Origin of the sequence: Aquimonas voraii, from assembly GCF_900101825.1 — a bacterium.
GTDB classification, from domain to species: Bacteria; Pseudomonadota; Gammaproteobacteria; order Xanthomonadales; family Xanthomonadaceae; genus Aquimonas; species Aquimonas voraii.
Map to the genome: position 1 here is coordinate 218,173 of NZ_FNAG01000004.1, position 23,692 is coordinate 241,864.

Annotated in this window: 17 protein-coding genes; 12 read left to right on the forward strand and 5 right to left on the reverse strand. The window is 68.3% G+C overall.

The genetic code is table 11. From position 1 onward, the window contains the following. Nucleotides 1–98: 98 nt before the first annotated feature. The 8 genes from BLP83_RS09700 (at nucleotide 99) to xerC (ending at nucleotide 7,134) form a co-directional block, all read left to right on the forward strand. On the forward strand, nucleotides 99–1,583 hold the full coding sequence (locus BLP83_RS09700) for a SulP family inorganic anion transporter (protein WP_425388996.1): 1,485 nt from the start codon (nucleotides 99–101) through the stop codon (nucleotides 1,581–1,583). A gap of 11 nt (nucleotides 1,584–1,594) precedes the next feature. Then, on the forward strand, nucleotides 1,595–2,476 hold the full coding sequence (locus BLP83_RS09705) for a universal stress protein (protein ID WP_176764103.1): 882 nt from the start codon (nucleotides 1,595–1,597) through the stop codon (nucleotides 2,474–2,476). A gap of 263 nt (nucleotides 2,477–2,739) precedes the next feature. Then, nucleotides 2,740–3,990, forward strand: coding sequence for a threonine synthase (locus BLP83_RS09710; protein ID WP_091241938.1), 1,251 nt, complete (start codon nucleotides 2,740–2,742; stop codon nucleotides 3,988–3,990). Between the two features lie 62 nt (nucleotides 3,991–4,052). Then, nucleotides 4,053–4,460 carry a GFA family protein gene (locus tag BLP83_RS09715; protein WP_218121235.1) on the forward strand — a complete coding sequence of 136 codons (408 nt, stop codon included), beginning with the start codon at nucleotides 4,053–4,055 and terminating at the stop codon, nucleotides 4,458–4,460. Between the two features lie 37 nt (nucleotides 4,461–4,497). Further along, on the forward strand, nucleotides 4,498–4,677 hold the full coding sequence (gene lptM, locus BLP83_RS09720; protein WP_091241941.1) for an LPS translocon maturation chaperone LptM: 180 nt from the start codon (nucleotides 4,498–4,500) through the stop codon (nucleotides 4,675–4,677). Then, complete coding sequence (dapF, locus tag BLP83_RS09725) at nucleotides 4,674–5,528, forward strand: diaminopimelate epimerase (protein ID WP_245680003.1); 855 nt, start codon at nucleotides 4,674–4,676, stop codon at nucleotides 5,526–5,528. The genes lptM and dapF overlap by 4 nt, the downstream gene beginning before the upstream one ends. Beyond that, the gene (locus BLP83_RS09730) at nucleotides 5,525–6,193 is read left to right on the forward strand and encodes a DUF484 family protein (protein WP_091241942.1); all 669 of its coding nucleotides are present in this window, start codon (nucleotides 5,525–5,527) and stop codon (nucleotides 6,191–6,193) included. Before dapF ends, BLP83_RS09730 begins: the two co-directional genes overlap by 4 nt. Next, nucleotides 6,193–7,134 carry a tyrosine recombinase XerC gene (gene xerC, locus BLP83_RS09735; RefSeq protein WP_091241945.1) on the forward strand — a complete coding sequence of 314 codons (942 nt, stop codon included), beginning with the start codon at nucleotides 6,193–6,195 and terminating at the stop codon, nucleotides 7,132–7,134. Before BLP83_RS09730 ends, xerC begins: the two co-directional genes overlap by 1 nt. 173 nt (nucleotides 7,135–7,307) lie before the next feature. Here xerC and BLP83_RS09740 read toward each other — a convergent pair whose 3' ends face one another. Further along, nucleotides 7,308–7,925: an OmpW/AlkL family protein gene (locus BLP83_RS09740; RefSeq protein WP_091241947.1), complete on the reverse strand. Its 618-nt coding sequence runs from the start codon at nucleotides 7,923–7,925 to the stop codon at nucleotides 7,308–7,310. Between the two features lie 424 nt (nucleotides 7,926–8,349). Between BLP83_RS09740 and BLP83_RS18890 the strand changes: the two genes are divergently transcribed. The 3 genes from BLP83_RS18890 (at nucleotide 8,350) to BLP83_RS09755 (ending at nucleotide 15,827) form a co-directional block, all read left to right on the forward strand. Further along, nucleotides 8,350–10,365, forward strand: coding sequence for a proprotein convertase P-domain-containing protein (locus BLP83_RS18890; RefSeq protein ID WP_091241950.1), 2,016 nt, complete (start codon nucleotides 8,350–8,352; stop codon nucleotides 10,363–10,365). Between the two features lie 720 nt (nucleotides 10,366–11,085). Beyond that, nucleotides 11,086–15,216 (forward strand): S8 family serine peptidase, encoded by a 4,131-nt coding sequence (locus tag BLP83_RS09750; RefSeq protein ID WP_091241953.1) that lies wholly within the window; start codon nucleotides 11,086–11,088, stop codon nucleotides 15,214–15,216. Nucleotides 15,217–15,416: 200 nt separating this feature from the next. Then, nucleotides 15,417–15,827, forward strand: a complete 411-nt coding sequence (locus BLP83_RS09755) for a hypothetical protein (RefSeq protein WP_091241955.1) — start codon at nucleotides 15,417–15,419, stop codon at nucleotides 15,825–15,827. A gap of 183 nt (nucleotides 15,828–16,010) precedes the next feature. Here the strand turns inward: BLP83_RS09755 and BLP83_RS09760 are convergent, their stop codons facing one another. From BLP83_RS09760 to BLP83_RS09775, 4 genes are all read right to left on the reverse strand, one after another. Next, a complete protein-coding gene (locus tag BLP83_RS09760; RefSeq protein WP_091241958.1) occupies nucleotides 16,011–18,572 on the reverse strand; it encodes a serine/threonine-protein kinase in 2,562 nt (853 codons plus the stop codon). Between the two features lie 4 nt (nucleotides 18,573–18,576). Then, entirely contained in the window at nucleotides 18,577–19,143 is a 567-nt protein-coding gene (locus tag BLP83_RS09765) for a sigma-70 family RNA polymerase sigma factor (RefSeq protein ID WP_091241960.1), read from the reverse strand. Between the two features lie 261 nt (nucleotides 19,144–19,404). Beyond that, nucleotides 19,405–21,012 (reverse strand): peptide chain release factor 3, encoded by a 1,608-nt coding sequence (locus BLP83_RS09770; RefSeq protein ID WP_425388997.1) that lies wholly within the window; start codon nucleotides 21,010–21,012, stop codon nucleotides 19,405–19,407. A 110-nt stretch (nucleotides 21,013–21,122) separates the two neighbouring features. Next, on the reverse strand, nucleotides 21,123–22,028 hold the full coding sequence (locus tag BLP83_RS09775; protein WP_091241963.1) for a peptidoglycan DD-metalloendopeptidase family protein: 906 nt from the start codon (nucleotides 22,026–22,028) through the stop codon (nucleotides 21,123–21,125). Between the two features lie 533 nt (nucleotides 22,029–22,561). Between BLP83_RS09775 and BLP83_RS09780 the strand changes: the two genes are divergently transcribed. Further along, complete coding sequence (locus BLP83_RS09780) at nucleotides 22,562–23,572, forward strand: Hpt domain-containing protein (RefSeq protein WP_176764104.1); 1,011 nt, start codon at nucleotides 22,562–22,564, stop codon at nucleotides 23,570–23,572. Nucleotides 23,573–23,692: the final 120 nt, after the last annotated feature.

The following is a 23,692-nucleotide window of genomic DNA, read 5'->3' on the forward strand; positions in this document are numbered from 1 at the left end:
CCCGCCGGGCTTGATGCCCGCACCTACCGCCTGCCGCGCTCGCGGCCGTTCGTTCTGTCTGTGTGCCGGTTGCGCTCGCAGCCGCCTGGAGTTCCGTCTTGAAAACCCTGCCCCGTCTCCGCGAGGAGTGGTTCGGCAACGTGCGCGGCGATCTGCTCGCCGGGCTCGTGGTCGCGCTCGCCCTCATTCCCGAAGCGATCGCGTTCTCGATCATCGCCGGCGTCGATCCCAAGGTCGGCCTGTATGCCTCGTTCTGCATCGCCGTGGTCATCGCCTTTGCCGGCGGCCGGCCCGGCATGATCTCGGCCGCCACCGGCGCGATGGCCCTGGTGATGGTGGATCTGGTCAAGGACCACGGCCTGCAGTACCTGCTGGCCGCCACCCTGCTCACCGGCCTGCTGCAGATCCTGGCCGGCTGGGCGAAGCTGGCGCAGCTGATGCGCTTCGTCTCGCGCTCGGTGATCACCGGCTTCGTCAACGCGCTGGCGATCCTGATCTTCATGGCCCAGCTGCCCGAGCTGATCGGCGTGCCGGCGATGGTCTACCTGCTGGTGGCGATCGGGCTCGGCATCATCTACCTGCTGCCGCTGTTGACCCGCGCGATTCCCTCGCCGCTGGTGACCATCGTGGTGCTGACCGCGGCAACGCTCGCGCTGGGCATCGAGGTGCGCACCGTTGGCGACATGGGCGCACTGCCCGACAGCCTGCCGGTATTCCTGCTGCCGGACGTGCCGCTGAATCTTGAGACCCTGTGGATCCTCCTGCCGGTGTCGCTGACGCTGACCGTGGTCGGCCTGCTGGAGTCGCTGCTGACCGCACAGATCGTCGATGACCTCACCGATACGCCCAGCGACAAGAACCGCGAATCCACGGGACAGGGTGTCGCCAACATCGTCGCCGGCCTGTTCGGCGGCATGGCCGGCTGCGCGATGATCGGGCAGTCGGTGATCAACGTGAAATCCGGTGGCCGCGGTCGGCTGTCCTCGCTCGCGGCGGGCGTCTATCTGCTGCTGATGGTGGTATTTGCCAGCGAGTGGGTGAGCCTGATCCCGATGGCGGCGCTGGTGGCAGTGATGATCATGGTCTCGATCGGCACCTTCAACTGGGGCGCGATCCGCGACATGGGCAGCCTCCCCAAGAGCAGCAGCATCGTGATGATCGCCACCGTGCTGGTCACCGTGTTCACCCACGACCTGGCCAAGGGTGTGCTGACCGGCGTGCTGCTGTCGGCGCTGTTCTTCGCTCGCCGCGTATCGACTGTGCTGCACGTTGGCTCCACGTCTATCGAGGACGGCAAGGTTCGCGAGTACGTGGTGACCGGCCAGGTGTTCTTCGCCTCGGCCGAGCGCTTCCTCGCCGGCTTCGACTTCAAGGAAGCCCTAGACCGCGTACGCATCGACGTCAGCCGCGCGCACTTCTGGGATTTGACGGCCGTGGGCGCGCTCGACAAGGTGGTGATCAAGTTCCGCCGTGAGGGTGTCGAGGTGGAGATCCTTGGCCTGAACGAGGCCAGCGCCACCCTGGTGGAGCGGCTGGGCGTGCATGACAAGCCCGATGCCGTCGAAAAACTGATGGGCCACTGAGCAAGGACCGCATGAACACGACCGTTCTACCGAATGCCGAAGGCCGCGTGCTGGCTGCCGTGGATGCTTCGCTCTACGGCGCCAGCGTGACTGATCACGCCGCCTGGGCCGCGGCTCGCCTTGGCGCGTCAGTCGATTTCCTGCACGTGCTGGATCGCGAGGAGCAGCCGCCCGCGCTGACCGACATGAGCGGCAGCCTGGTGCTGGGCGCGCAGGAGACCCTGCTGAAGGAGCTGACCGAGGCTGACGCCCAGCGCAGCCGCCTCAACCGCGAGCGCGGCCGCGTGCTGCTGCAGGCCGCCGCCGAGCGCGCGCGGGCCGCCGGCGCCAAGGTGGCCGAAACGCGACTGCGCCATGACCACCTGCTGGATGCCCTGGTCGAGCTGGAACCCGGCGTGCGCCTGTTCGTACTGGGCAAGCGCGGCGAGCACGCTGACTTCGCCAAGGGCCACCTCGGCGGCCATCTGGAGCGTGTGGTGCGCGCGGTGCGTCATCCGCTGCTGGTGGCATCGCGCGCCTTCAGGCCGATCGCGCGGGTGATGCTGGCCTTTGATGGCAGCCCGACCGTGCTGAAGGGCGTCGAGATGCTGGCCGCAAGCCCCTTGCTTCGCGGCCTGCCGATCGTGCTGCAGGTCGCGGGTGAGGCCAGCGAGTCGCTACAGCGTGCGCTGTCGGATGCCGGCGCGCGTCTGCAGGCGGCGGGTTTTGAAGTCGATGCGGCGATTACGCCGGGTCATCCGGAAGCCGTTCTGGCCGAGGCCGTGCGCGCGCAGGCGATCGACCTGCTGGTAATGGGAGCCTACGGCCACTCGCGCATCCGCCAGCTTTTCGTCGGCTCCACCACCACCGCCCTGCTGCGCGCGTGCCAGATCCCGGTGCTGCTGTTGCGCTGAGGGGGGCAGGTTGGGCCGCGCTGCGCCTGACTCAACCTGCGGGTGCGACGCGGCCGCTGCAGGGGGCAGGCCGCCGTCATCCGCGAGCCGGTCCAAACAACGAGCGCGGTGAGAGGGCGCTGGCGTACATCTCCCGCCTGCCTTGCGACATCCCGGCCCAAAGGATGAGCAAGCGGCATTCCGCTTTGGTTCCAAGCTGAGCCGCACCCTGCACACTACCGGCTTCGGCTACCGAATCCCCAATCCCGAATCCCGGCTCTCCAATGTCCTACGTCCGCTGCCTGCGCGGCCTCGCTTCCGGCCGCGAGTACTCCGCCGATGTGCCGATGAACCTCGACCCGGTCGATGGCCGGCCGGTCGAGATGGTGCTGGATCTGGAACGGCTGGCCTTCGAGCAGCCCGACCGTGCCTGGTATCGACCGCAGCGCCGCGATATGTGGCGCTTCGGCGGGCTGATGGCGCTGGACATCAAGGACCCGGCCGATGCCCGGCACATCCTCAGTCTGGGCGAGGGGGCGACGCCGCTGCTGCCCTTCGCCCATCCGGAGGCAGATGCCGCAGGCATCGCGCTGCAGCTGAAGGAGGAAGGCCGCGCAGCGCCCGGCTACGGCGCCAACCCGACCCAGAGCTTCAAGGACCGCGGCATGGCCATGGTGGTGGCGCAGGCGCGGCGGCTGGGTCTGACCAGGCTCGCGGTGCCGACCCAGGGCAATGCCGGCGATTCGCTGGTGCGCTACGCGCTTGAAGCCGGCATCGAGGTGCATGTGGCGATGCCGCCGGACACGCCCCTGCCCATCCTCGGCAGCGTCGCCGCGGCGGCAGTGAAGCATCCGGGTCGCGTGCATCTGAGCCTGGTCGGGCCGACGATCCGCGAGGCCGGTGCGTTTCTCAAGGCCGAGATCGTTCCGCAGGGCTTCTTTCTGGTCGCGACCTTCCAGGAGCCCGGCTGGCGCATCGAGGGCAAGAAGAGCTTGGGCCTGGAGTTGGCCGAGCCGCTGTACGGCGAGACTCGCTGGCAGCTGCCGGACGCGGTGATCTATCCCACCGGCGGCGGCACCGGCGTGCTCGGCATGTGGAAGGCCTGGGCCGAACTGGAAGCGCTGGGCGTGATCGACGGCCAGCGCCCGCGCATGTACTGCGTGCAGAGCGAAGTCACCCCGCCGCTGGTGCGCGCCTTCGAGTCGGGCGCGCCCGACACCACGCCGGTCGAGGCGGGCCACACGCTGTCGACCGGCCTGAACGTGCCGGGCGGCGTGGGCCACTTCCGCGTGCTGGAGATCCTTCGCGCCTCGAACGGTGCGGCACTCGCGGTCAGCGAAGCGGATACCGCCGCCGAGCTGCAGTGCATCTGGCGCCGCGATCGCCTGTGGATCAGCCCCGAGGGCGCGGCCTGTGCGGCGGCGATTCCGCAGCTGCTGGATCGCGGTCTGCTGAAGCGCGGCGAGCGGGTGGTGATCGTCAATACCGGCTCGGCCGAGAAGTACCTTCCGGAGCTACGGCATCTGCTGGACTGAACAGGCACGCCCAGCGGTTGCGCACGGCTAGACTGCGCCTTGAATTCACAAGGAGACAGCGCGTGTCCGAGGCCCTCATCACCCACACCGGCGGCTGCCACTGCGGCGCGGTGCGCTTCGAAGTGGACGCGCCCGCCGACATCGAAGCGGTCGACTGCAACTGCTCGCTGTGCGCGATGACCGGCTTCCTGCACCTGATCGTGCCGGCCAGTCGCTTCCGCCTGCTGACGGATCCCGCAGCGATGAGCGAGTACCGCTTCGGCACCGGCACCGCGCGCCACTTCTTCTGCCGCACCTGCGGCATCAAGAGCTGGTATGTGCCGCGTTCGAACCCCGACGGTTTCGACGTCAATGTGCGCTGCCTCGACCCCGCCACCATTGCTTCGATCCGCACCACGCCCTTCAACGGTCGCGAGGACTGGGAAGGGCAGGCGGCGGGCATCGCGCACTTGAGCCGCGATGACGCCTGAGCGCGAGCGACCGATGCCGCGCCTATACTCCTGCGCCATGAACCGACTCCGACTGCTCGCCCTGACCTGCGCCCTGAGCGCTCCCTTGCTCATTGCTGCCTGCGGTAATCGCGGCCCGCTGGTGCTGCCCGAAGACGCGCCGCCGCCGATGCAGCCGCCGGCCGAGCAGGCCGCGCCCTCCGACGCGGCCACGGACAAGGACGAGGCCGGGCGATGAATCCGCATGCCGCTCTGCGCGGCCTGCGCTTCACCAAGATGCACGGCGCCGGCAACGACTTCGTCGTGCTGGATGCGCGCGCTGGCCTGCCCGAGCTCTCACCTGAGGTGAGGCGCTGGATCGCCGAGCGCCGCACCGGCGTCGGCTTCGACCAGCTGCTCAGCATCGAGCCCGCGCGCAGCGAGGGCTCGGCTCTCTACTACGGCATCTGGAACACCGATGGCAGCGCCGCGGGCCAATGCGGCAATGGCGCGCGCTGCGTCGCGGCCTGGGCGCTGCGCGCCGGCATGGTGGAGGGATCGAGCTTCCGCATGGACAGCCCCGGCGGCCCAGTCGATGTGAAGGTGCACGCGCCGGACGACATCGAAGTCAGCCTCGGCGTGCCCGACTTCCGCGCGCGGGCCCTGCCGGCGCGCGGGGTGGGCGCGCCCGACGGCGTGCTTGAGTTCGGCGGTGAGGTCTACAAGTACCGCGGCGTGTCGATGGGCAATCCGCACGCGCTGATCGAGGTGGCCGACGTGGCCAGTGCTGCGGTCGCCGGCGTCGGCGCAGCCCTCCAGGCCGATCGCCGCTTTCCCGACAGCGTCAACGTCGGCTTCGCCGAAGTGCTGGACCCAGGCCACATCCGCCTGCGCGTGTACGAGCGTGGCGTGGGCGAAACCCAGGCCTGCGGCAGCGGTGCCTGTGCGGCGGTGGCCGTGCTGCATGCGCGCGGCCGCGTCGATGCGGCGCACGGCGTAGCGGTCGATCTGCCCGGCGGGCGGCTGCAGATCCACTGGGCCGGCCCGGGCCACGCGGTGCGCATGCGCGGGCCGGCCGTGTTCGTTTTCGAAGGAGTGTTCTGCGAATGAGCGATACCCGACTGGCACCGGAGGTCGTGGCGGCCTACCTGCGCGCGCATCCTGAATTCCTGCAGGCGCATCCCGAGCTTGCCGCGAGCCTGGCGGTGCCGCGCGAGTCCGGCGCGGCCACCTCGCTGACCGCGTATCAGCTCGACGTGCTGCGCGACAAGAACCGCGAGCTCTCGCGCCGGCTGCAGGAGCTGTATTCGACGGCGCAGGAGAACGAACGCCTGACCCTGCGCACGCATCAGCTGACCCTGGCCCTGCTGCGCGCCTCGACGCCGCTGGCGGCCCTGCAGGCGATGGTGGCCAGCCTGATCGAGGACTTCCACAGCGAGCTGGTCCGGGTGCTGCTGATCGGCCAGAGCTTCGAGCTGCCGGCCGCCGAGTGGCTGATCGAGCGCCCGCCGCAGTCGCCGGAGCTGGCCCAGTTCGCCGAGTTCCTGCGTGGCGGCGAGCCTCTGTGCGGTCGGCTGGCGCCGCAGAAGATGGAGTTCCTGTTCGGCGTGCAGGCCGCGCAGGTGCAGAGTTGTGCGTTGATCCCGCTGCCCGGTCGCGGCCTGCTTGCGATCGGCTCGCGCGAGCCGAATCGCTTCTACCCAGGCATGGGCACGCTGTTCCTGCGGATGATGGGCGAGGCGATCGCCGCCGCGCTGTCGAGGCATCCGGCCTGATGGCGCGCGCGCCGACCGCAGCCGGCGGGGCGGTGCGTTCGCCGGCACCTGCGCTGCGGCAGGCGGTCGAGGACTGGCTGGGTGCGCTGCGCGTGGAGCGCGGCGCTTCGCCGCACACGCTTGAGGCCTACCGCGCGGATGCCGACACCCTGCTGGCCTGGTGTGCGCAGCGCGGCGTCGACGACTTCGCTGCGCTGGACGCCGAAGCCCTGCGCCTGTACCTCGCCGCCGCGCATCGCTCCGGGCTGTCGCCGAAGAGCCTGCAGCGGCGTCTGTCTGCCTGTCGCGGTCTGTTCCGCTTCCTGCTGAAGCACGGCCGCATCGATCGCGACCCGAGCGCCGGCGTGCGCGGCCCGAAGGCGCCGCGTCGCCTGCCGCAGGTGCTCGATGCCGACGAAGCGCAGGCCTTGGTCGAACTGCAGGGCGAGGACCCGCTCAGCCTGCGCGATCGCGCCATGCTGGAGCTGTTCTATTCCTCCGGCCTGCGCCTGTCCGAGCTGTGCGGCCTGCGCTGGATCGATCTCGATTTGAGCGAGGGCAGCGCGCGCGTCCTCGGCAAGGGCCGCAAGACGCGGCTGGTGCCGGTGGGCCGCCACGCCGTGGAAGCGCTACGCACGCTCGCCGTGCAGGGCGCCGCGCCCGAGTCGCCGGTGTTCAGCGGCCGCGGTGGAGCTGCCATCGCGCCGCGCACGGTGCAGCAGCGCATCAAGCTGGCCGCGCAGAAGCAGGGACTGTGGAAGCGGGTGCATCCGCACATGCTGCGGCATTCCTGTGCCAGCCATCTGCTGGAATCCTCGGCCGACCTGCGCGGCGTGCAGGAGTTGCTCGGCCATGCCGACATCGCCACCACCCAGATCTACACCCACCTCGATTTCCAGCATCTCGCCCGCGTCTACGATGCCGCGCATCCACGCGCGAAGCGGGTGCGTCAGGGCGATTGAGTTCCCGCTTCGGCGTGGCGGACGCTCCCGAATCCCGAATCCCGAATCCCGAATCCCGAATCCCGAATCCCGAGAACGAGAAGGCCGACCCGCGACCGTGAGGGATCGCGGGCCGGCCTTGAGGCCGCAGCCACCGCTAGGGGTGGCTCAACGATGTTTGTCGCGGGGCGAACTCAGAAGCGGTAGCCCAAGGTCAGTCCGACCACGAGCGGATCGACCACTGCAGTGCCGACCTTGGTGCCGTTGACCTTGACGTCGGAATCGATGTCGATCCAGCGGGCGTCGAACACCAGGTCGATCGCGTCGCTCATCTTGAACACCAGGCCCGCCTGGGCGGCCAGGCCGAAGCTGTTGTCGAGGCCGATCTTCGCGCCGGCCACAGGGCCACCGGCGACGGCCTCTTCGTCGTACACGAAGGTGTAGTTCAGACCTGCGCCGAGGAACGGATTCACTCGGCCTTCCGGGTTGAAGTACCACTGCAGGCTGACGGTCGGCGGCAGGTGCTTGAAGTCGACGGCTTTGGCGCCGTTGAGCTTGGCGGTGTGCGAGAAAGGCGTGGCGGCGAGCAGTTCGACGGCGAGGTTTGGCGTCAGGTGGCGGCCGAGGATCAGGCCGAGCTGGGTGTTGCTGTCGATGTCGGTCTTGAGCGCGCCGCCAGCGAGGGTGCCGTTGTCGGACTTCGGCGACACCTGCACGGCGCCGACGCGCACGAACCAGTCCTCGGCCTGGGCGGGCAGGGCGGTGGCGGTGAGTACGGCAGCAGTGAGCAGCGGGGCAACGAACTTCTTCATGGGGCTGTCCTCTTGGGTGGGTTTGTTTTGTGGCGGCAAGTCTGCGTCGGCACGCCGGGGCGCGACTTGATAACTGTCAAGCGGTGCAGCAATGCGCTCGCGCCCGCCTCGGGCGCCCCCGGTGCCGCGCAGTGCGTGCGGATGGATGGGCGCGATCCTTCGCTTCTGCCTCGACTCCCCGCCCCGTATTCAGGCCGTTTCGATGGAACGCCGGCCGTGATTCGCTTCGCAGAGCGACACGCGGACGCGCTTTGTGATCGACCGCAAACACCGCGCCCGACCCGCGCTGCTAGCGTCGGTCCCCTGCGTGCATGCAAGACCGCGGGTCGGGGGATCCGCCGCACTGCAGAGCCGGACGCCGGAGGCGCCCAGCACTTCCAAACGGGCGCCGGAGAGCGCCACCACACTCAAACGGGGAGTTCCAATGCATCACTCGATCCGGCGCCTGAGCGCCGCGCTGTTCTGCGTCCTGCCTTTCGCCGCGTCCGCCGGTGAGTTGCACCTGCTGCCTGCGCCCGACCTCGCCAAGCTGCAGATGGAGGATTCCAAGTCCGTCGGCGGCCCCTTCCGCTACGGCATCCAGATTCCGGTCAAGGGCTTCGGCTTCGATGGCCGCCGCCTGTCCAAGGCGAGCTGGAACGTCGGCAAGGACGGCATCGCCCGCTTCAGCTGGGACATCGCCGCACCGGGCGCACGCACGCTCGACTTCCACTTCAGCCGGCTGGTGTTGCCCGAAGGCGCGACCCTGATCCTGCGCGGTGAGGGCGCGGACAACCTGCGCAAGATCACCGCCGAGAGCCTGAGCGGGGGCGAGGGCTACTGGGCGCCCTACATCGCCGGCGAGAAGGTTTCGATCGAGCTGCACGTGCCCAGCGCCAAGCGCCACCTGGCGCGGGTCGAGCTGGCCTCGGTCACCCACGGCTACCGCGGTCTGTTCGAGTCGGTCGAGCCGGCGCAGAAGTCCGGCAGCTGCAATGTTGACGTCGCCTGCCCGGCCGGCACCGGCTGGGATGACCAGATCGATTCAGTCGGCCACTACACCTTCAGCCAGAGCGGCAGCTCCTACGTCTGCACCGGCTCGCTGGTGGCCAACACCGCCGGCACCTCGGTGCCGTACTTCCTGACCGCCAACCACTGCCTCAGCACCGGCACGGTGGCCTCGACGGTCGTCGTGTACTGGAACTACCAGAGTTCCACCTGCCGCACGCCGGGCTCCAGCGCCTCGGGCACGCCGCTGTCGAAGACCATCGCCACCCACACCCAGTCCGGCGCCAGTCTGGTCGCGACCAATGCCGCCAGCGACTTCGCCCTGCTGCGCCTCAACACCGACGTGCCCGCGGGCGCCGACGCCTACTGGAGCGGCTGGGACGCGAGCGGTGCGACGCCGAGCTCGGCGGTGGGCATCCACCATCCAGCCGGCCACGAGAAGCGCATCGCCGTCGAGAACCAGGCACTGGGCATTTCGGCCTACGGTGGCGGCAGCGGCAGCACCCACTGGCGCGTCATCGACTGGGACCAGGGCACCACCGAAGGCGGCAGCTCGGGTTCGGGGCTGTGGGACCAGAACAAGCGCCTGGTCGGTCAGCTGCACGGCGGCTCGGCGGCCTGTGGCAATGATCTGTCCGACTACTACGGCCGTCTGTCGGTGTCGTGGACCGGTGGCGGCAGCGCGGCCACCCGTCTGCGCGACTGGCTGGATCCGAGCAGCAGCGGCCAGACCGCGATCGGCGGCTACCGCAGCGGCAGCACGCCGCCGCCCCCGCCGCCCAGTGGCTCGCTCAGCAACGGCGTGCCGGTGACCGGCCTCGCCGGAGCGGCCAATGCCGAGCTGCGCTACACCCTGAGCGTGCCGGCCGGCGCCAGCAACCTGAGCTTCGCGATGAACGGCGGCACGGGCGATGCCGACCTCTACGTGCGATTCGGCAGCGCACCGACCACCAGCACCTACGACTGCCGTCCCTACCTGGGTGGCAATGCCGAGTCCTGCAGCTTCGCGGCACCGCAGGCCGGCACCTACCACGTCATGGTGCGCGGCTACTCGGCGTTCTCCGGCGTGAGCCTCACCGGCAGCTACGCCACCGGTGGCGGCGGCTCGCAGCCGAGCTTCTTCCAGAACACCTCGGCCTACACCATCGCCGACAACAGCACCATCGAAAGCCCGATCACGGTCAGCGGCCGCACCGGCAACGCGCCGTCCACGCTGCAGGTGGCGGTGAACATCACCCACACCTACAAGGGCGACCTGAAGGTCGATCTGGTGGCCCCCGATGGCTCGGTCTACGTGCTGCACAACCGCAGCGGCGGCAGCGCCGACAACATCATCCAGACCTTCACGGTGAACGCGTCCTCCGAAGTCGCCAACGGCACCTGGAAGCTGCGAGTGAACGACAATGCGGCGGGTGATACCGGCAGGTTGAACAGCTGGAGCCTGCAGTTCTAAGCGGGCCCACTATCCGCTGCCCGCCGTTGCGTTCGGGCATCGACGTCGGGGACGGTCGTGTCTTGGCCGTCCCCGACGTTCCACCAAGAGAATTGCGTGGGACACCTTTGCCACGCGGATCGGGGTGAACGAGATCCGCGAATCGTGGTGCTCCCGCGCTGACTTCCTGGGCGTTCGAGCAGCGCATTGACCGGCAGGCCGTCCAAGGCCCGCTCGTGGCGTGCCAGTGCAGGAAGACACGCCTGTTCGCTGCTTCTGCGGCCCCGGCATGTGCTGAATTCTTCGCGCCTCATTCACTGATGCGATGACGCGTGCGACGCAGCTTGCGGCAACGCTATCGCTGTCCTATGGTTGCGCGATGGCGACAAGTGCGCCATAGGGGCAGGATTCCGTCAGCGGGGGCGCTGTGGGTTTCCGTGGTTCGTCAGGTAGAAGACTTGGCCGGACTTCGATCCCAGGGGGGCGGGACAAGCAGTCCCACACCATGGGGTGGGTGGCGCAGGCTGCCGAAATCACCATCAACCAGACCCGCACGGTTCCCTTGGTCCTGAGGGGGTCGGGCGTGGGTGCGTGTTTCCTGATCCCTTGCGCTGTCCTGGAGCCTTCAGAGGATCCCTGCAGCGTGCTTCAAGGTCGCCCGGCCCAGAGTCTGTGTCGAGCGTCCCGCGTCGAGCTGTCCCCGCGTGCCCGGGGGCACATCCAGCAATCAAGGAAGTCAGCATGAAACCCAACACACCCAAACTCAGGATCCGCAGCCTCGCGCTGATGTGTGCCCTGCTGCCAGCTGCGGCGCCGGCGTTCGCGGAGCTGCCGGTCGAGAACCTGCTGGAAGTCCCAGCGCAGTACTCCGAGGCCGACGCCTCCGGGCGCTTCGTGTATCTCATTCGGTTCGCGGAGGCCGGGCTTGCGGAGCGCGCTCGCGCCGCCGGTGAAGCGCTGGACGCACGTTCGGATGCCTCGAAGTCCATTCTGAGCGAGATTCAGAGCCAGCAGCGGGTCCACCTTGAGTCGATGTCGGCGGCCCTTGGTCGTGGCCTGCAGCCCAGCCACTACTACCTGGCAACCCACAGCGGCGTCGCCGCCCGTTTGACGCCCGCCGAGGCGCAGAAGCTCCTTGACCTGCCGGGCGTGGTCGCGGTCGAACGCGAGCAGGTGTACCAGCTGGAGACGCGCAGCACGCCTGAGTTCATTGGCGCCAACACCATCTGGAGTGGTGCCAACGTGCCGGGCGGGTCCGAGGTTCTGGGTCAGGGCATGATCACCGCCATCCTCGACTCGGGTGTGGTTCCCTCGCATCCGTCATTCACCAACGAAACCGAAGTGTGCGGTTTCGGCCAGAATGATGTGCCGAACAAGCTGCTCAGCGCGGTCGACTGCGCTGCAACCGACCCCTCCGGCCTCTGCGCCGGCCCAAACCCCGCTGACGTGAACGGTCATGGCACCCACGTGGCCAGTACCGCCGCCGGCAATTTCGTGGGTTTGGACGCAACCCCGGCACCGGTCGCCCCGATCGCAGGCATCGCGCCCTGCTCGCACATCCGCTCGTACAAGGTCTGCCCGGGCAGCAGCTGCCCCGGTGCCGATCTGACCGCAGGCCTGAACCATCTGCTGCTGGATGGCGATGCGGACGTCATGAACTATTCGATTTCGGGCGGCGCCTCGCCGTGGACCGACTTCGACCGCACCAAGCTGGACCTGGTCAACGCCGGCATCATGGTGGTGGCGGCGGCGGGCAACACCAATACCACGGTCACCAACCCGATCGGTGCGGTGAACCACCGCGGCCCGTGGGTGATGGCGGTGGCCAATACCACCCACGACCGCGTCACCAGCAACCCTGTCAGTGTCTCGCTGGACGGCCCGCAGAACGTCTACGGCCTCAAGGGGCTGATGACCATTCCGGCGGACGTCACCGCCGAAGTCGCCGACAGCCTGGCGCTCGGCAACGAGCTCGGCTGCGACGCCGGCGGCGGTTTCCCCGCTGGCAGCATGACTGGCAAGATCGCCCTGATCTCGCGTGGCACCTGCGCTTTCACCGAGAAGCTCGCGAACGCCCAGACCGCAGGTGCGATCGGCGCGATCATCTTCAACAATAATCCCGGTCAGCCGCCGATCGCGATGGGTGGTACCGAGGCCTCGATTCCGGCAGTCATGGTCTTCAACGCGGACGGCTTGGCCATTCGCGCTCATGTCACCGCCAATGCGGGGGCTCAGGCCACCATCTCCGCGACGTCGGTGACGTCCTCGGATCCGGCCGCGGGCGACATTCTCGCGTCCAGCAGCCTGCGCGGCCCGACGCCTTCGCCCCTGCAGCACCTGCAGAAGCCGGACATCGCTGCTCCGGGCACGGGCATCTACGCGGCGCTGGCCACGCCGGCCAGCGAGCCCACCTACGGTGACCTGAGCGGCACCTCGATGGCCAGCCCGCATGTGGCGGGTTCCGCGGTCCTGGTGCGCCAGATCCACCCGACCTGGACCGTGCAGGAAGTCAAGTCCGCGCTGCAGATGACGGCCAAGCGCACGGGCTCCAAGGACTTCGTCAACGGTACGCCCAGCAGCGGGCCTTGGGACGCCGACGATGTCGGCAGCGGCCGCGTCGACCTCACCAAGGCGGCTCGCGCCGGCCTGGTGATGGATGAGACGACCTCAAACTTCCTGGCGGCCAATCCGGCGACGGGCGGCGACGTTCGCACGCTCAACCTGCCGGCCCTGCGCAACCTCGACTGCTCGCCCACCTGCACCTTCACGCGGACCGTGCGCAACACCCTGAGCACGCCTTCGACGTGGACGGTTGCTGCGAGCCTGAACACCGGCAGCTTCGACATCCAGGTCAGCCCGACGACATTCGAGTTCGCGGGTGATTTGGCCGAGACCCGCACGATCACCATCACGGTGACGCCGAACGGCACCCAGAACACGGTCACCCACTTTGGTGCCGTCACCTTCACCGAAGCCGGAGGTGCTTCGCCGCAGCTGCATTGGCCGATGGCCATTCGCGGTCTTGAGCAGACGCCGCCGGTCCTGCAGTACACGCCGGAGGCCTTGGACACGGTGGTCGTTGCGGGCGGTAGCCGCACGCTTCCGATCACCATCACCAATGCCAGCCCGACGGCTGCGCCGCTGACCTTCAGCTTCGCCGAAGCGCCCGCTCGAGCGGTGGTGCTGGATCTGGAAGACAAACAGCCCGAGTCGCTGTCCGGTGGCGTGAGCCAGCCGATCAACCTGCAGGTTGACGGCGGTATCGCCACGATCATCAACGTTGCTACCCAGCAGTGGACCTGGTTCAACCGCTTCTCGCCGACCCTCTTGCAGGTGCCCTTCACCCTGCAGCAGGTGCAGGTGGGCTTCGCGCCAGGCAATGGCAACGTGCTGGCGGGTGACCTGTTCGATGTGCACGTCTGGATCGACCCGGATCGCGATCCCACCAACGGTGCCACCCTGGTCGCTTCGGTGACCGATCAGGTGATCACCGCGGGCGTGGGCTTCAAGACGGTCAATCTGCCGGCGGGCGTCGAGATCACGGCTGCCAGCGGTGATGTTCTGGTGGGTGTCGTCAATCGCTCCGCACGCGGTGGCGCCCAGGGCGCTGGCTACGGCGTGGCGATCGGTGATTCGGCGGGCAACTCGCAGCAGCGCTCCTGGGCAGCGTTCAACTTCCCGGGCGGTATCGCGCCGAACCCGCCGGTGCTGACTGAAGCGGCTACCCTGTCTTTGATCGATTCCCTCGTTCCTGGCCGCAACTGGAGCATCCGTGCTACCGGCACGGGCGGCACCAACTGCTTGGCGCCGTCGGAGGTGCCCTGGGTCTCTGTCGCGCCTGCGTCCGGTACGGTGGCGGGCAACGCCAGCACGACCGTGCAGGTGACCACGGACTCCACCGGCCTTGCGCCGGGCCAGTACGATGCGCTGCTGTGCCTTGAGAGCAACGACCCCGAGCGCACGCTGTCGGTCGTGCCGGTGTCCATGCAAGTGGTCACCAACGACCAGCTGCCGAGCATCGCCCTGGCGCCGCCCTCGCTGAGCCTGCAGGCCACCGTGGGTTCGACCGCCACGGACAACCTTGGCATCACCAACAATGGCACTCTGCTGCCGCTGAACTGGGAAATCACCGAGGCGTCCACGGTCGAGGGCGGCAACATCGTGCGCTTCGACAACATCAACTTCACCTTCCCGGCAGATTTTGACGGTGGTTCCGTCAAGTGGGGCAACGGCGAGACCTGCGCCGGCTGCTTCGAGGCTCCGTTCGACCTCAACGTCTATGCCACGCCCAACATGGCCTTCTACTGGCCGAACGTGAACGAGCTGGGCCAGCTTGGCGGCGCCGTCTGGAACGGAACGCTGTACACCGTGCTGCAGCCCGGCGACACGGTTGGACCCGACAGCACCTTCGGCGCGTCCGCTCAGTCGGCCGCCACCGCGGCATGGCGTCAGGCCGGTGGCGTGGATGGCTATCTGGGCTTCCGTTTCATCAACCCGAGCACGCAACAGCTGAACTTCGGCTATGCCCGTCTGACCACGACCGGCACGACCGGCTATCCGGCGGTGCTGCGCAGCATCGCCTTCGACAGCACTGGAGCGGCGATCACCATCCCGCTGCCGTCGGTCTGCGACAGCCCGTCCAGCATCCCGTGGCTGAGCACGTCGGTGGCCTCCGGCAGCACGGCCGCCGGTGCGACCAGCACGGTCGGCGTGACCGCTGATGCGACGGGTCTGGCGGCCGGAACCGTCGAAGCCACGATTTGCGTGCGCAGCAACGATGCCGCCAACCCGCTGGTGGAAGTGCCGGTGAGCCTGGAAGTGCAGCCGCTGCCGCCGGAGATCTTTGCCAACGGCTTCGAAGGCACCAACTGAGGCTTGCTCCCTGGGCCGGTGAAGCGACATCGCTTCACCGGCCCGCTGGACTTTCATGACGTTCGCGGCGTTTCGCAGCCCCGACGTTTCTAGCCTGCAAAGTGAAGGGCCACCCTCGGGTGGCCCTTCGCGTATCTGCGGGTGCTGGGGGCAGGTCAGGTGTAGACGCCGGGGATTGGCCCTGGAGCAGCTACGGCGCGATGGTTGGCGCACAGGCCCCACCCGACTGGCTGGCGACCGACGGCCTGCTGTCCGCCTTCGCGAACACGCGCAACGCGGCGCGCCGCCGCTACATGCAGTTCGTCGCGGCCGGCGTCGGCGCCGAGCCGATCTGGAAGCACTTGAACCGTCAGGTCTACCTGGGCAGCGATGCCTTCGTGCAGCGGATGCAGGACAAGGCGGGGGACGCGGATGAAATCAACGTCCCCCGCGCCCATCGCCGCCCACCGCCTCCGTCCCTGGAGGCCATTGCTACCGCCAACCCCGACCGCGACGCCGCCATGCTGGCCGCCCATCGCACCGGGGAGTACAGCTACGCGGAAATCGCCCGCCATTTCGGCGTCCACTTCACCACGGTGGGGCGGGTGGTGCGTGGGGCCGGCAAGCTCTAGCGCGGGAGCCTCGATGCTACGAAGCTAGACCTGACCCCGCTGATGCATTTAGACCTGACCCCGCTGATGCATTGGCGACGTCTTTTGGTGTGAATCTGGCTGTGTAATGGTATCCGGAAGTCTGATGGGCTTCTGTCTGTTGGGTGAGTGCTGAAGCTTCTTCGACAGGGTCTTGGTAAAATTCTATTGATCGAGTCTGTGTGACACCTTTTCAAGGCGATCTGAAACATTCAGGCAAAGGGGATTGGGGGGGCGGCTGGCGCAATCCGGAGTTTGCATTGCCATCCTGAGCGCAACAGCTTGATTTCTTAAGTTGTCTCGACTGGGTACTTGATCCGCGTCCGCATACCTGCTGTCGGCAAGAATCAACAGGGCGTCATCATGATTTCCTGAGCGCATCAGCACAATAGACAGTTGCACCTGTGCCTGCAGTGATATCGGCGCGAGTCTCCGGTAGAGACGCTGCGTGGTTGCGTACGTCTCCCTAAGTATCGCCTCTGCTTGGTGGAGCCTGCTTGGGGATCCTTCCTGCTGAAGTGTGAGTGCATGGTTAAGTCTGTTCTGCAAAACAGCCTCATGATCCTGGCCAAGCGAGGCTTCCAATATCTGAAGAGCGTTGTTGTATTCTTCTGACGCTTCATTGAGTTTGCCGAGGCGTCTGAACATCCTCGCTCTGGCGGCAATCCCCAGGCCAATAACTGCGCTCGCGGGGCCGTAGGCTTCTCTCAGTCGGATGAGCTCTTGATCGAGTGCGGCCACGTTCTCCATATCCGTCGACCTGTTACTGAGTTCTACCAGCCTCATCAGTCGAGAGCGGGCGACCAAGCCGTGGTCCGGGGGAAGCCGCTGGAGTTGCCAGGTGATTACTTTCTCCAGAACGTTGGCTGCTTCGATGTGCCGGCCCACCATGCCGAGGGCGGCTGCCTCGGTCCAGCGCAGCTCGGTTGCAATTAACGACTCTGGCCCCAGGTCCATCTTGTCCGCTCGACCGATTGCCGTTTGCAGAATGGGAATAGCTTCTGCGATGCGCGATCTTGTCATCAGAACGCGCGCGCTAGCGAGTTCATTTTCAAGTCTTGGCGCCGCTGGGAGAGCTTGGAGTCGAGCCAGATACCCCTCGGCCTTGCTGGCGTCGCCATGCCTAGCCATTGCCATGGTCCCGGTGTAGAGCAGGCTGTTGAGGACTTCGCTGGACAAGCCTGTTCTGTCGTCAACGGCAAGTGCGCGATCAACCCAATCGGAGGCGAGTCTGTTCTGTGAGAGGTCCAGCTCAACGCGCGCCATCGTGGCCGCAAGGCGGGCAAAGACCTCAGGTTGATGCGCCTCGAGCCCTTTGATTCCCGGAGCGGCTGAGTTCAAGATCTCACGCGCGGTCACACGGTCGCCGGATACTCGCCCCGGATCCGCATTCCGAAACGCCGACTCCAGAATCTCCACCACCTGCAGCGCGCGATCGCGCTCGATCACCGCGAGGTTTCGCTGCTCGCGCAGCTCGATGGCCTGCAGCACAAGGCCGCTGCCGAATGCAGCAATGGCCAGAACCAGGGCAGCCGACAGCCCCACCGCCACGCGGTGCCTGCGGATGAACAGGCGGCTGCGATAGGCCCAGCTCGGGGCCCGCGCCGTGACCGGGCGGCCCTCCAGCCAGCGCTGCAGTTCGGCGTCGAGCGTGTCGACGTTGCGGTAGCGTTCGCCGGCAGCTTTGCGAAGGCAGGTGGCGATGATGGCGTCGAGGTCGCCCTTGAGTTCGCGCGCCCAGGGCAGGGCGCTGCGCTCGCTCATCAGTGGCGGCGCCACCTGCAGCACCAGACGCTCGATCTCGGCAGCGCGCAGGCCCTGGAAGTCGAAGGGCAGGGCGCCGCTCAGCAGCTCGTAGGCCAACGCGCCGAGGCTGTAGACGTCGCAGGCCACGCCCGCCGGCTCGCCGAGCAGTTGCTCTGGCGCGCTGGCGTTGGGCGTGAAGAAGCGCTCGGCGGTGCGGGTGACGCTGGCCTGCGCGTCTTCGATCGATTTGGCGATGCCGAAGTCGAGCAGTTTGGGCTGGCCGTCGGCGGTCACCAGCACGTTGTGCGGCTTGATGTCCCGGTGCAGCAGCAGGCGATCGTGGGCGTGGGCCACGGCGGCCAGCAGCTTGCGCAGCAGCTCGACGCGGGCGCGCAGGCCCAGGGCATGGCGCTGGCAGTAGTCGACGATCGGTTCGCCCTGCACGGCCTCCATCACCACATAGGGCGTGCCGTCGGCGAGGCTGTCGGCGTCGATGAAGCGGCAGATGCCGGGATGGTCGAGCGCGGCCAGATGGCGACGTTCGGCCTCGAAGCGGGCGAGCAGGCCGGCGCCGGCGCGGTCGGGGCGGATCAGCTTGATGGCCACGTCGCGGCTGACCGGGCCGTCGCTGCGGCGGGCGAGATAGACGCGCCCCATCCCGCCCTCGCCGAGCAGGCGCAGCACGTGGTACGGGCCGATCTGTGCGGGGGCGGGGTCCAACTCGGGCAGGGCTTCCTGCAGGAGGGGCTGGATCTGCGCGGACAGGGTGGTATCCAGCGGGCCCGTCTCGGCATCGCGGTCGAGCAGGGCGCGCAGTTCGCGTTCGAGTTCGGGGCACTCAAGGCCCAGGGCCTGAATCGCCGCCTCGCGCTCCGCGGGCGGCACATCGGCCACGGCGTCGAAGGCCGCCAGAAGCTGCTGGCCAAAGCTCGCGGTGTCGCGGTCCGGCCCCGAGGCGGGGCGAGGCGTCTCGTTTCTCATGGTCTTACGGGCTCAGATGTTCGGCCAACCAGGCGCGCGCGAAGCGCCATTGACGGCCCACGGTGGCGCTGGAGCTGCCCATGACCTCGGTGATCTCGTCCACGCTCAGGCCGCCGAACACGCGCATTTCGACCACACGCACGCAGTCCGCATTGATCGCGGCCAATGCCTGCAGGGCGGAGTCGAGCTCCAGCCAGTCCAGCGGGGCGGACTGGGCTGATTCGATGCGGTCGATCTGCGCCTCCAGATCCACGCGCACAGCGTCGCCGCCGCGCTTCTGGCTGCCCTTCTGGCGTAGATGGTCGACCAGGATCGAACGGATCGCCGTGGCCGCCATGGCGTAGAAGTGGCTGCGGTTTTCCCAGTCGACCTGCTTCTGCCGGTGCAGGCGCTCGTAGGCCTCGTGGACAAGCTCGGTCGGCTGCAGGGTGCGCGCGCCGGGAAAGCGCGCGAGCTGGCCTTGGGCGATTTCGCGCAGCATCGGGTAGAGCGCGGACATGAGGGCGGAGGCAGCGCCGGCCTCGCCCGAGCGCCAGGCGTGCAGCAGCGCGGTGACTGAACTGTCGGTCATGGCTTTCCCGGGCGACCTGCGCCCCGCTGGCGACACCTTCCGCCCGCATCCGCGACGCTCGCGCGCGGCGATCGGGTGGCTCCCCCTGGCGCACCGGAACCGCGCGATCCCGTCCGTGGGTCGCCGCTCGATGCCGCATCAGGCGCGCCATGCTAGCAGCGCGTATCCGGCGCGCAACCGTGACGCTGTGAAGCCGCCTGCAGCGCGTCTACGCGTTCACTCGCCCTTGGAGCCCGATGGCGTGAGTGACTTGGCGCCCGATCACTCCACCCCGACGGCCTGCGCATGTTCGCGGGTGGCGTCGAAGCGGACCTCGGGCCAGCGCTCCTGGGTGAGCTGCAGGTTGACCCGCGAGGGCGCCAGATAGACCAGATGTCCGGCCGCATCGACCGCGAGGTTGTTGGCGTTGCGCTCGCGGAACTCTTCGAGCTTTTTGGCGTTGTCGCAGCGGATCCAGCGGGTGGTGGCGACGCTGACCTGCTCGAAACTGGCGTCCACGCTGTATTCGTCCTTGAGACGGTAGGCCACCACGTCGAACTGCAGCACGCCGACCGCGCCGAGGATCAGGTCATTGCTCATCAGCGGCTTGAAGAACTGGGTGGCGCCTTCCTCGCTGAGCTGGGCCAAGCCCTTCTGGAGCTGCTTGAGCTTGAGCGGATCGCGCAGACGCGCGCGGCGGAAGAGCTCGGGCGCGAAGTTCGGGATGCCGGTGAAGAATAGCGGCTCGCCCTCGGTGAAGCTGTCGCCGATCGAGATGGTGCCGTGGTTGTGGATACCGATCACATCGCCCGGCCAGGCCTCGACGGCGATCTCGCGGTCCGAGGCCATGAAGGTCAGCGCATTGGCGATCTTCATGTCCTTGCCGGTGCGCACGTGCAGGGTCTTCATGCCGGCGGTGAAATGGCCGGAGCAGATGCGCATGAAGGCCACGCGGTCGCGGTGCTGCGGGTCCATGTTGGCCTGGATCTTGAACACGAAGCCGGTCAGCGGCTCCTCGCTCGGTGCAACCTCGCGGGTGCTGGTGGCGCGCGGACGCGGCGAGGGCGCGTGCTCGACGAAGAAGTCGAGCAGCAGCTGCACGCCGAAGTTGTTCACCGCCGAGCCGAAGAACACCGGAGTCTGCTTGCCGGCCAGATAGTCGTCGAGCTTGAAGGGCTGGGCTGCCCCCTGCACCAGCTCCAGCTGCTCGCGGGCCTCCGCCAGCAGCTCGGCGCCGACCAGCTGGGCCAGGCCGGGATCGTCCAGGCTGGGGAAGATGGTCGAGTCCTGGCGGGTGAAGTTGCGGCCGGACTCGAACACGTGGACCTCGCCGGTGACCAGATGCACCACGCCCTTCAGGCGCTTGCCCATGCCGATCGGCCAGGTGATCGGTGCGCAGGCGATGCCCAGCACCTGCTCGATTTCATCCAGCAGCTCGATCGGGTCCTTGCCCTCGCGATCAAGCTTGTTGATGAAGCTCATGATCGGCGTGTCGCGCAGGCGGCAGACCTCCATCAGCTTGATGGTCCGCTCCTCCACGCCCTTGGCGACGTCGATCACCATCAGCGCCGAGTCGACCGCGGTCAGCACGCGGTAGGTGTCCTCGCCGAAGTCGGCGTGGCCGGGCGTGTCCAGCAGGTTGACGATGCGGCCCTCGTAGGGGAACTGCATCACCGAGCTGGTGACCGAGATGCCGCGCTCCTTTTCCAGCGCCATCCAGTCGGAGGTCGCGTGGCGTGCGGCCTTGCGGCCCTTGACCGAGCCGGCCATCTGGATCGCACCGCCGAACAGCAGCAGCTTCTCGGTGAGCGTGGTCTTGCCGGCGTCCGGGTGGGAAATGATGGCGAAGGTGCGGCGACGCATCGCCTCTTTCGCGGCTTCGGTGATCATGGGCAGGCGGTCGCCGCATGGCGACGCTCAGGGCAGCAAAGGGGCGCGGATTCTACCGCAGCGCCTGACACCCACCTGCGGCACGGCGGGATCGAGGCCCGGCCATCGCCTCAGGGCGCGCCCGGAATGCGCAGGGCGCCACCCGGGCCCTGCATGCGGAAGGGCACCGATTCCAGCTTCAGGCCGCGGTTCACCTGCACCACGAAGTGCAGGTGCGGGCCGGTGGAGTAGCCGGTGCTGCCGACCGCGCCGATCACCTGGCCAGCGCGCACTCGTGCCCCCGGCCGCACCCGCGCCGACTCCGGGGCGAGGTGCGCGTACAGGCCCATGCTGCCGTCGGCATGCAGCACGCGGACGAAGTTGGCGCGCGCACCGTACTTCTCCAGATCGAGACCGGCGCCGCGGAAGTCGTCGGCGATCTGCATCACCACGCCCTCGCGGGCGGCGAGCACGGGGGTGCCTTCGGGCGCGCTGAAGTCGACCGCATGCCGGGACTCGGGCGAGGTGTGGCTGAAGCGCCCGCCCCAACCCTGGTCGATGCGCCAACCATCGCCCTCGAAGGGCAGGGCGTAGTCGACGTCCTCATGCACGGCGCGCGGATCGCCCGGCATGGCCTGCAGCTGCAGCGAGAAGCCCCAGCCCTGCGCCGGGTCCAGTGGACCGAACACCGCCACCCGCTGCTCGCCCTCGCCGGTCAACACGGTCCGCAGGGGCAGGGCGGGCTCGCTCTGCAGGTTGCTGGCCTCGGCAGCGAGCAGCCGGATTTCCAGAGGCCCGTGCAGGACGTTGCCAACCACCGCGTGGCGCAGCTCGCGGTCGGACTCGACCCGCAGGCGGGCGATCTGCTGCACTTCGGCGCGCACCTGGATCGTCTCGACGCCGTCGATGTCCGCCGGCCGGCGATCGGTGTAGTGCACCGTGCCGTCCGGGCGGACCAGCTTGTAGACGGTCTGCGCGCTGGCCGGCAGGGCCAGGGTGAGTGCGAGCGGGATCAGCAGTGGCAGTCGGTGGCGCATGTGCCGAGTGTAGCCAGCCGTGCCGCGCTCAAGGCCATGATTGCCCTGGGCTTCCGCGCGCGAATCGCTGTGCGCAGCGTGTCTTGGGTGTCTCCCTGTCCCTGCGTGGAAGAGGTCGATCGCGCGCGGACGGGGGCGCAGACGCTTGGGCTGAGCGGATCAGGCCCCTGCCGGCCTCGATCCGTGATGGCGAGGCCGGCACAGGTCCGTACCCGTTGCGCCGCTGCGCGGCAACGTCTTGGTCTACGCACGGGTGCGCTGAATCAGGCGCTTGCATGCTCGACCGTGGGCGCCGCCGCCCCGGTGCGCGACAAGGCTGGATGCTTCAGCGCGGCCTTGGCCCGGAGGCCAGGCTCGCGCAGGGGCAGGCCGCCAACATGCCTGGATTCGCCGCGCCGAGTTGCCCGCGGCAGCGATGGACCTCGTCCGCCGGGTCCTGCGATCATCCGGGACATCGCCGCCCGCGGCCCCGGTTGCTGTGTCGGCTCACTCTCACTGCTGACCCGCAGGCCGCCTCGATGTGGATAGACCCCTTGCGCGCTCGCATCGATACCGCCACGGCGGAGGAGCGGCTGTTCGCCGAATTCCTGATCGAGTGGGCGCAGGCGCGCGGTGAGCTGCTGCGAGCCCTGGCGGAGTTGAAGCGCGATCCGGCCTCGACCGGTGCGCTCAATGCCCTGTTCCGTGCCCTGCATTCGCAGAAGAGCGGGCTGCGCATGCTGCGGCTCGACGCCGCTGCCGATCTCGTGCATGCGCTGGAGGACGTGCTGCAGCCCGTCCGTGACGGCCAGTTGCCCATGGACGACGCGCTGCGTCAACTGCTGAGGCGCAGCGGCCGACTGCTGGAGCAGAGCCTGCATCTGCATGGCCTGGATGGTCCTGCCTACGGTCTGGATCTCGCTCCGGTGACACGCAGCCTGCAGCGGCTGGTGCCGGCAGGACGCGAACGCGAGGAGCAGCTGGCCGTGCTGCGGGTGCTGCTCGATCCCTGGAGCGCCGGGGCCGGGCGCGGCGACGAGGCGTCTCTGCAGGTTGACCTGGACATGTTCCGCCGCATCGGAGGCGCCGCCGAAACACGCCTGCAGCGGGAGGCGGAGGGTGCCCTCTGGCGCGAGCAGATCGCGGCGCGCCTGCACGCTGCGAGCGGCATGGCCTTGCCCCAGCTGCAGGTGCAGGGCGCGGCCCTGCTCTGGAATGTGGGGCGTGCGCAGTTGCCCGGCGATCTTCGACTGCTGGAGCGCGCGCCCGCCGACGAGCCGCGCAGCACGGTCTGGCGTGGACATCCCGAGGTGGCGGCGGCCTTCCTCGACGCGCGCCCGCAGTGGCGCGACTGCGCCAGCCTGCTGGCGCGCCAGCTCGAACCGCGACGGGCCGGCCCGGTGGAGCCCGTAGTCGAGTGTGCGGCCTTGCTGCGGGCAGTGGCGGCGTGGGTCGCCGCCGGTGGGCGCCAAAGCCTCTCCGACGCCGCGCTGCGTGGCGCCCGCGCGCGGCTGGGTGCCGATTCCGGCTGGCTGGATGCGCTGATCGCGGTGCTGGATCGCTAGGCCCACCCGCGTGCAGAGGGGCGTCTTGCGCTGGGCGAGGGCTCGCGGGGTCCAAGGCAAGACGGATCAAGTCCCTCCTGGCCTTGATCAGTGGTCGCGAGTCCCTCACAGGTCCGGACT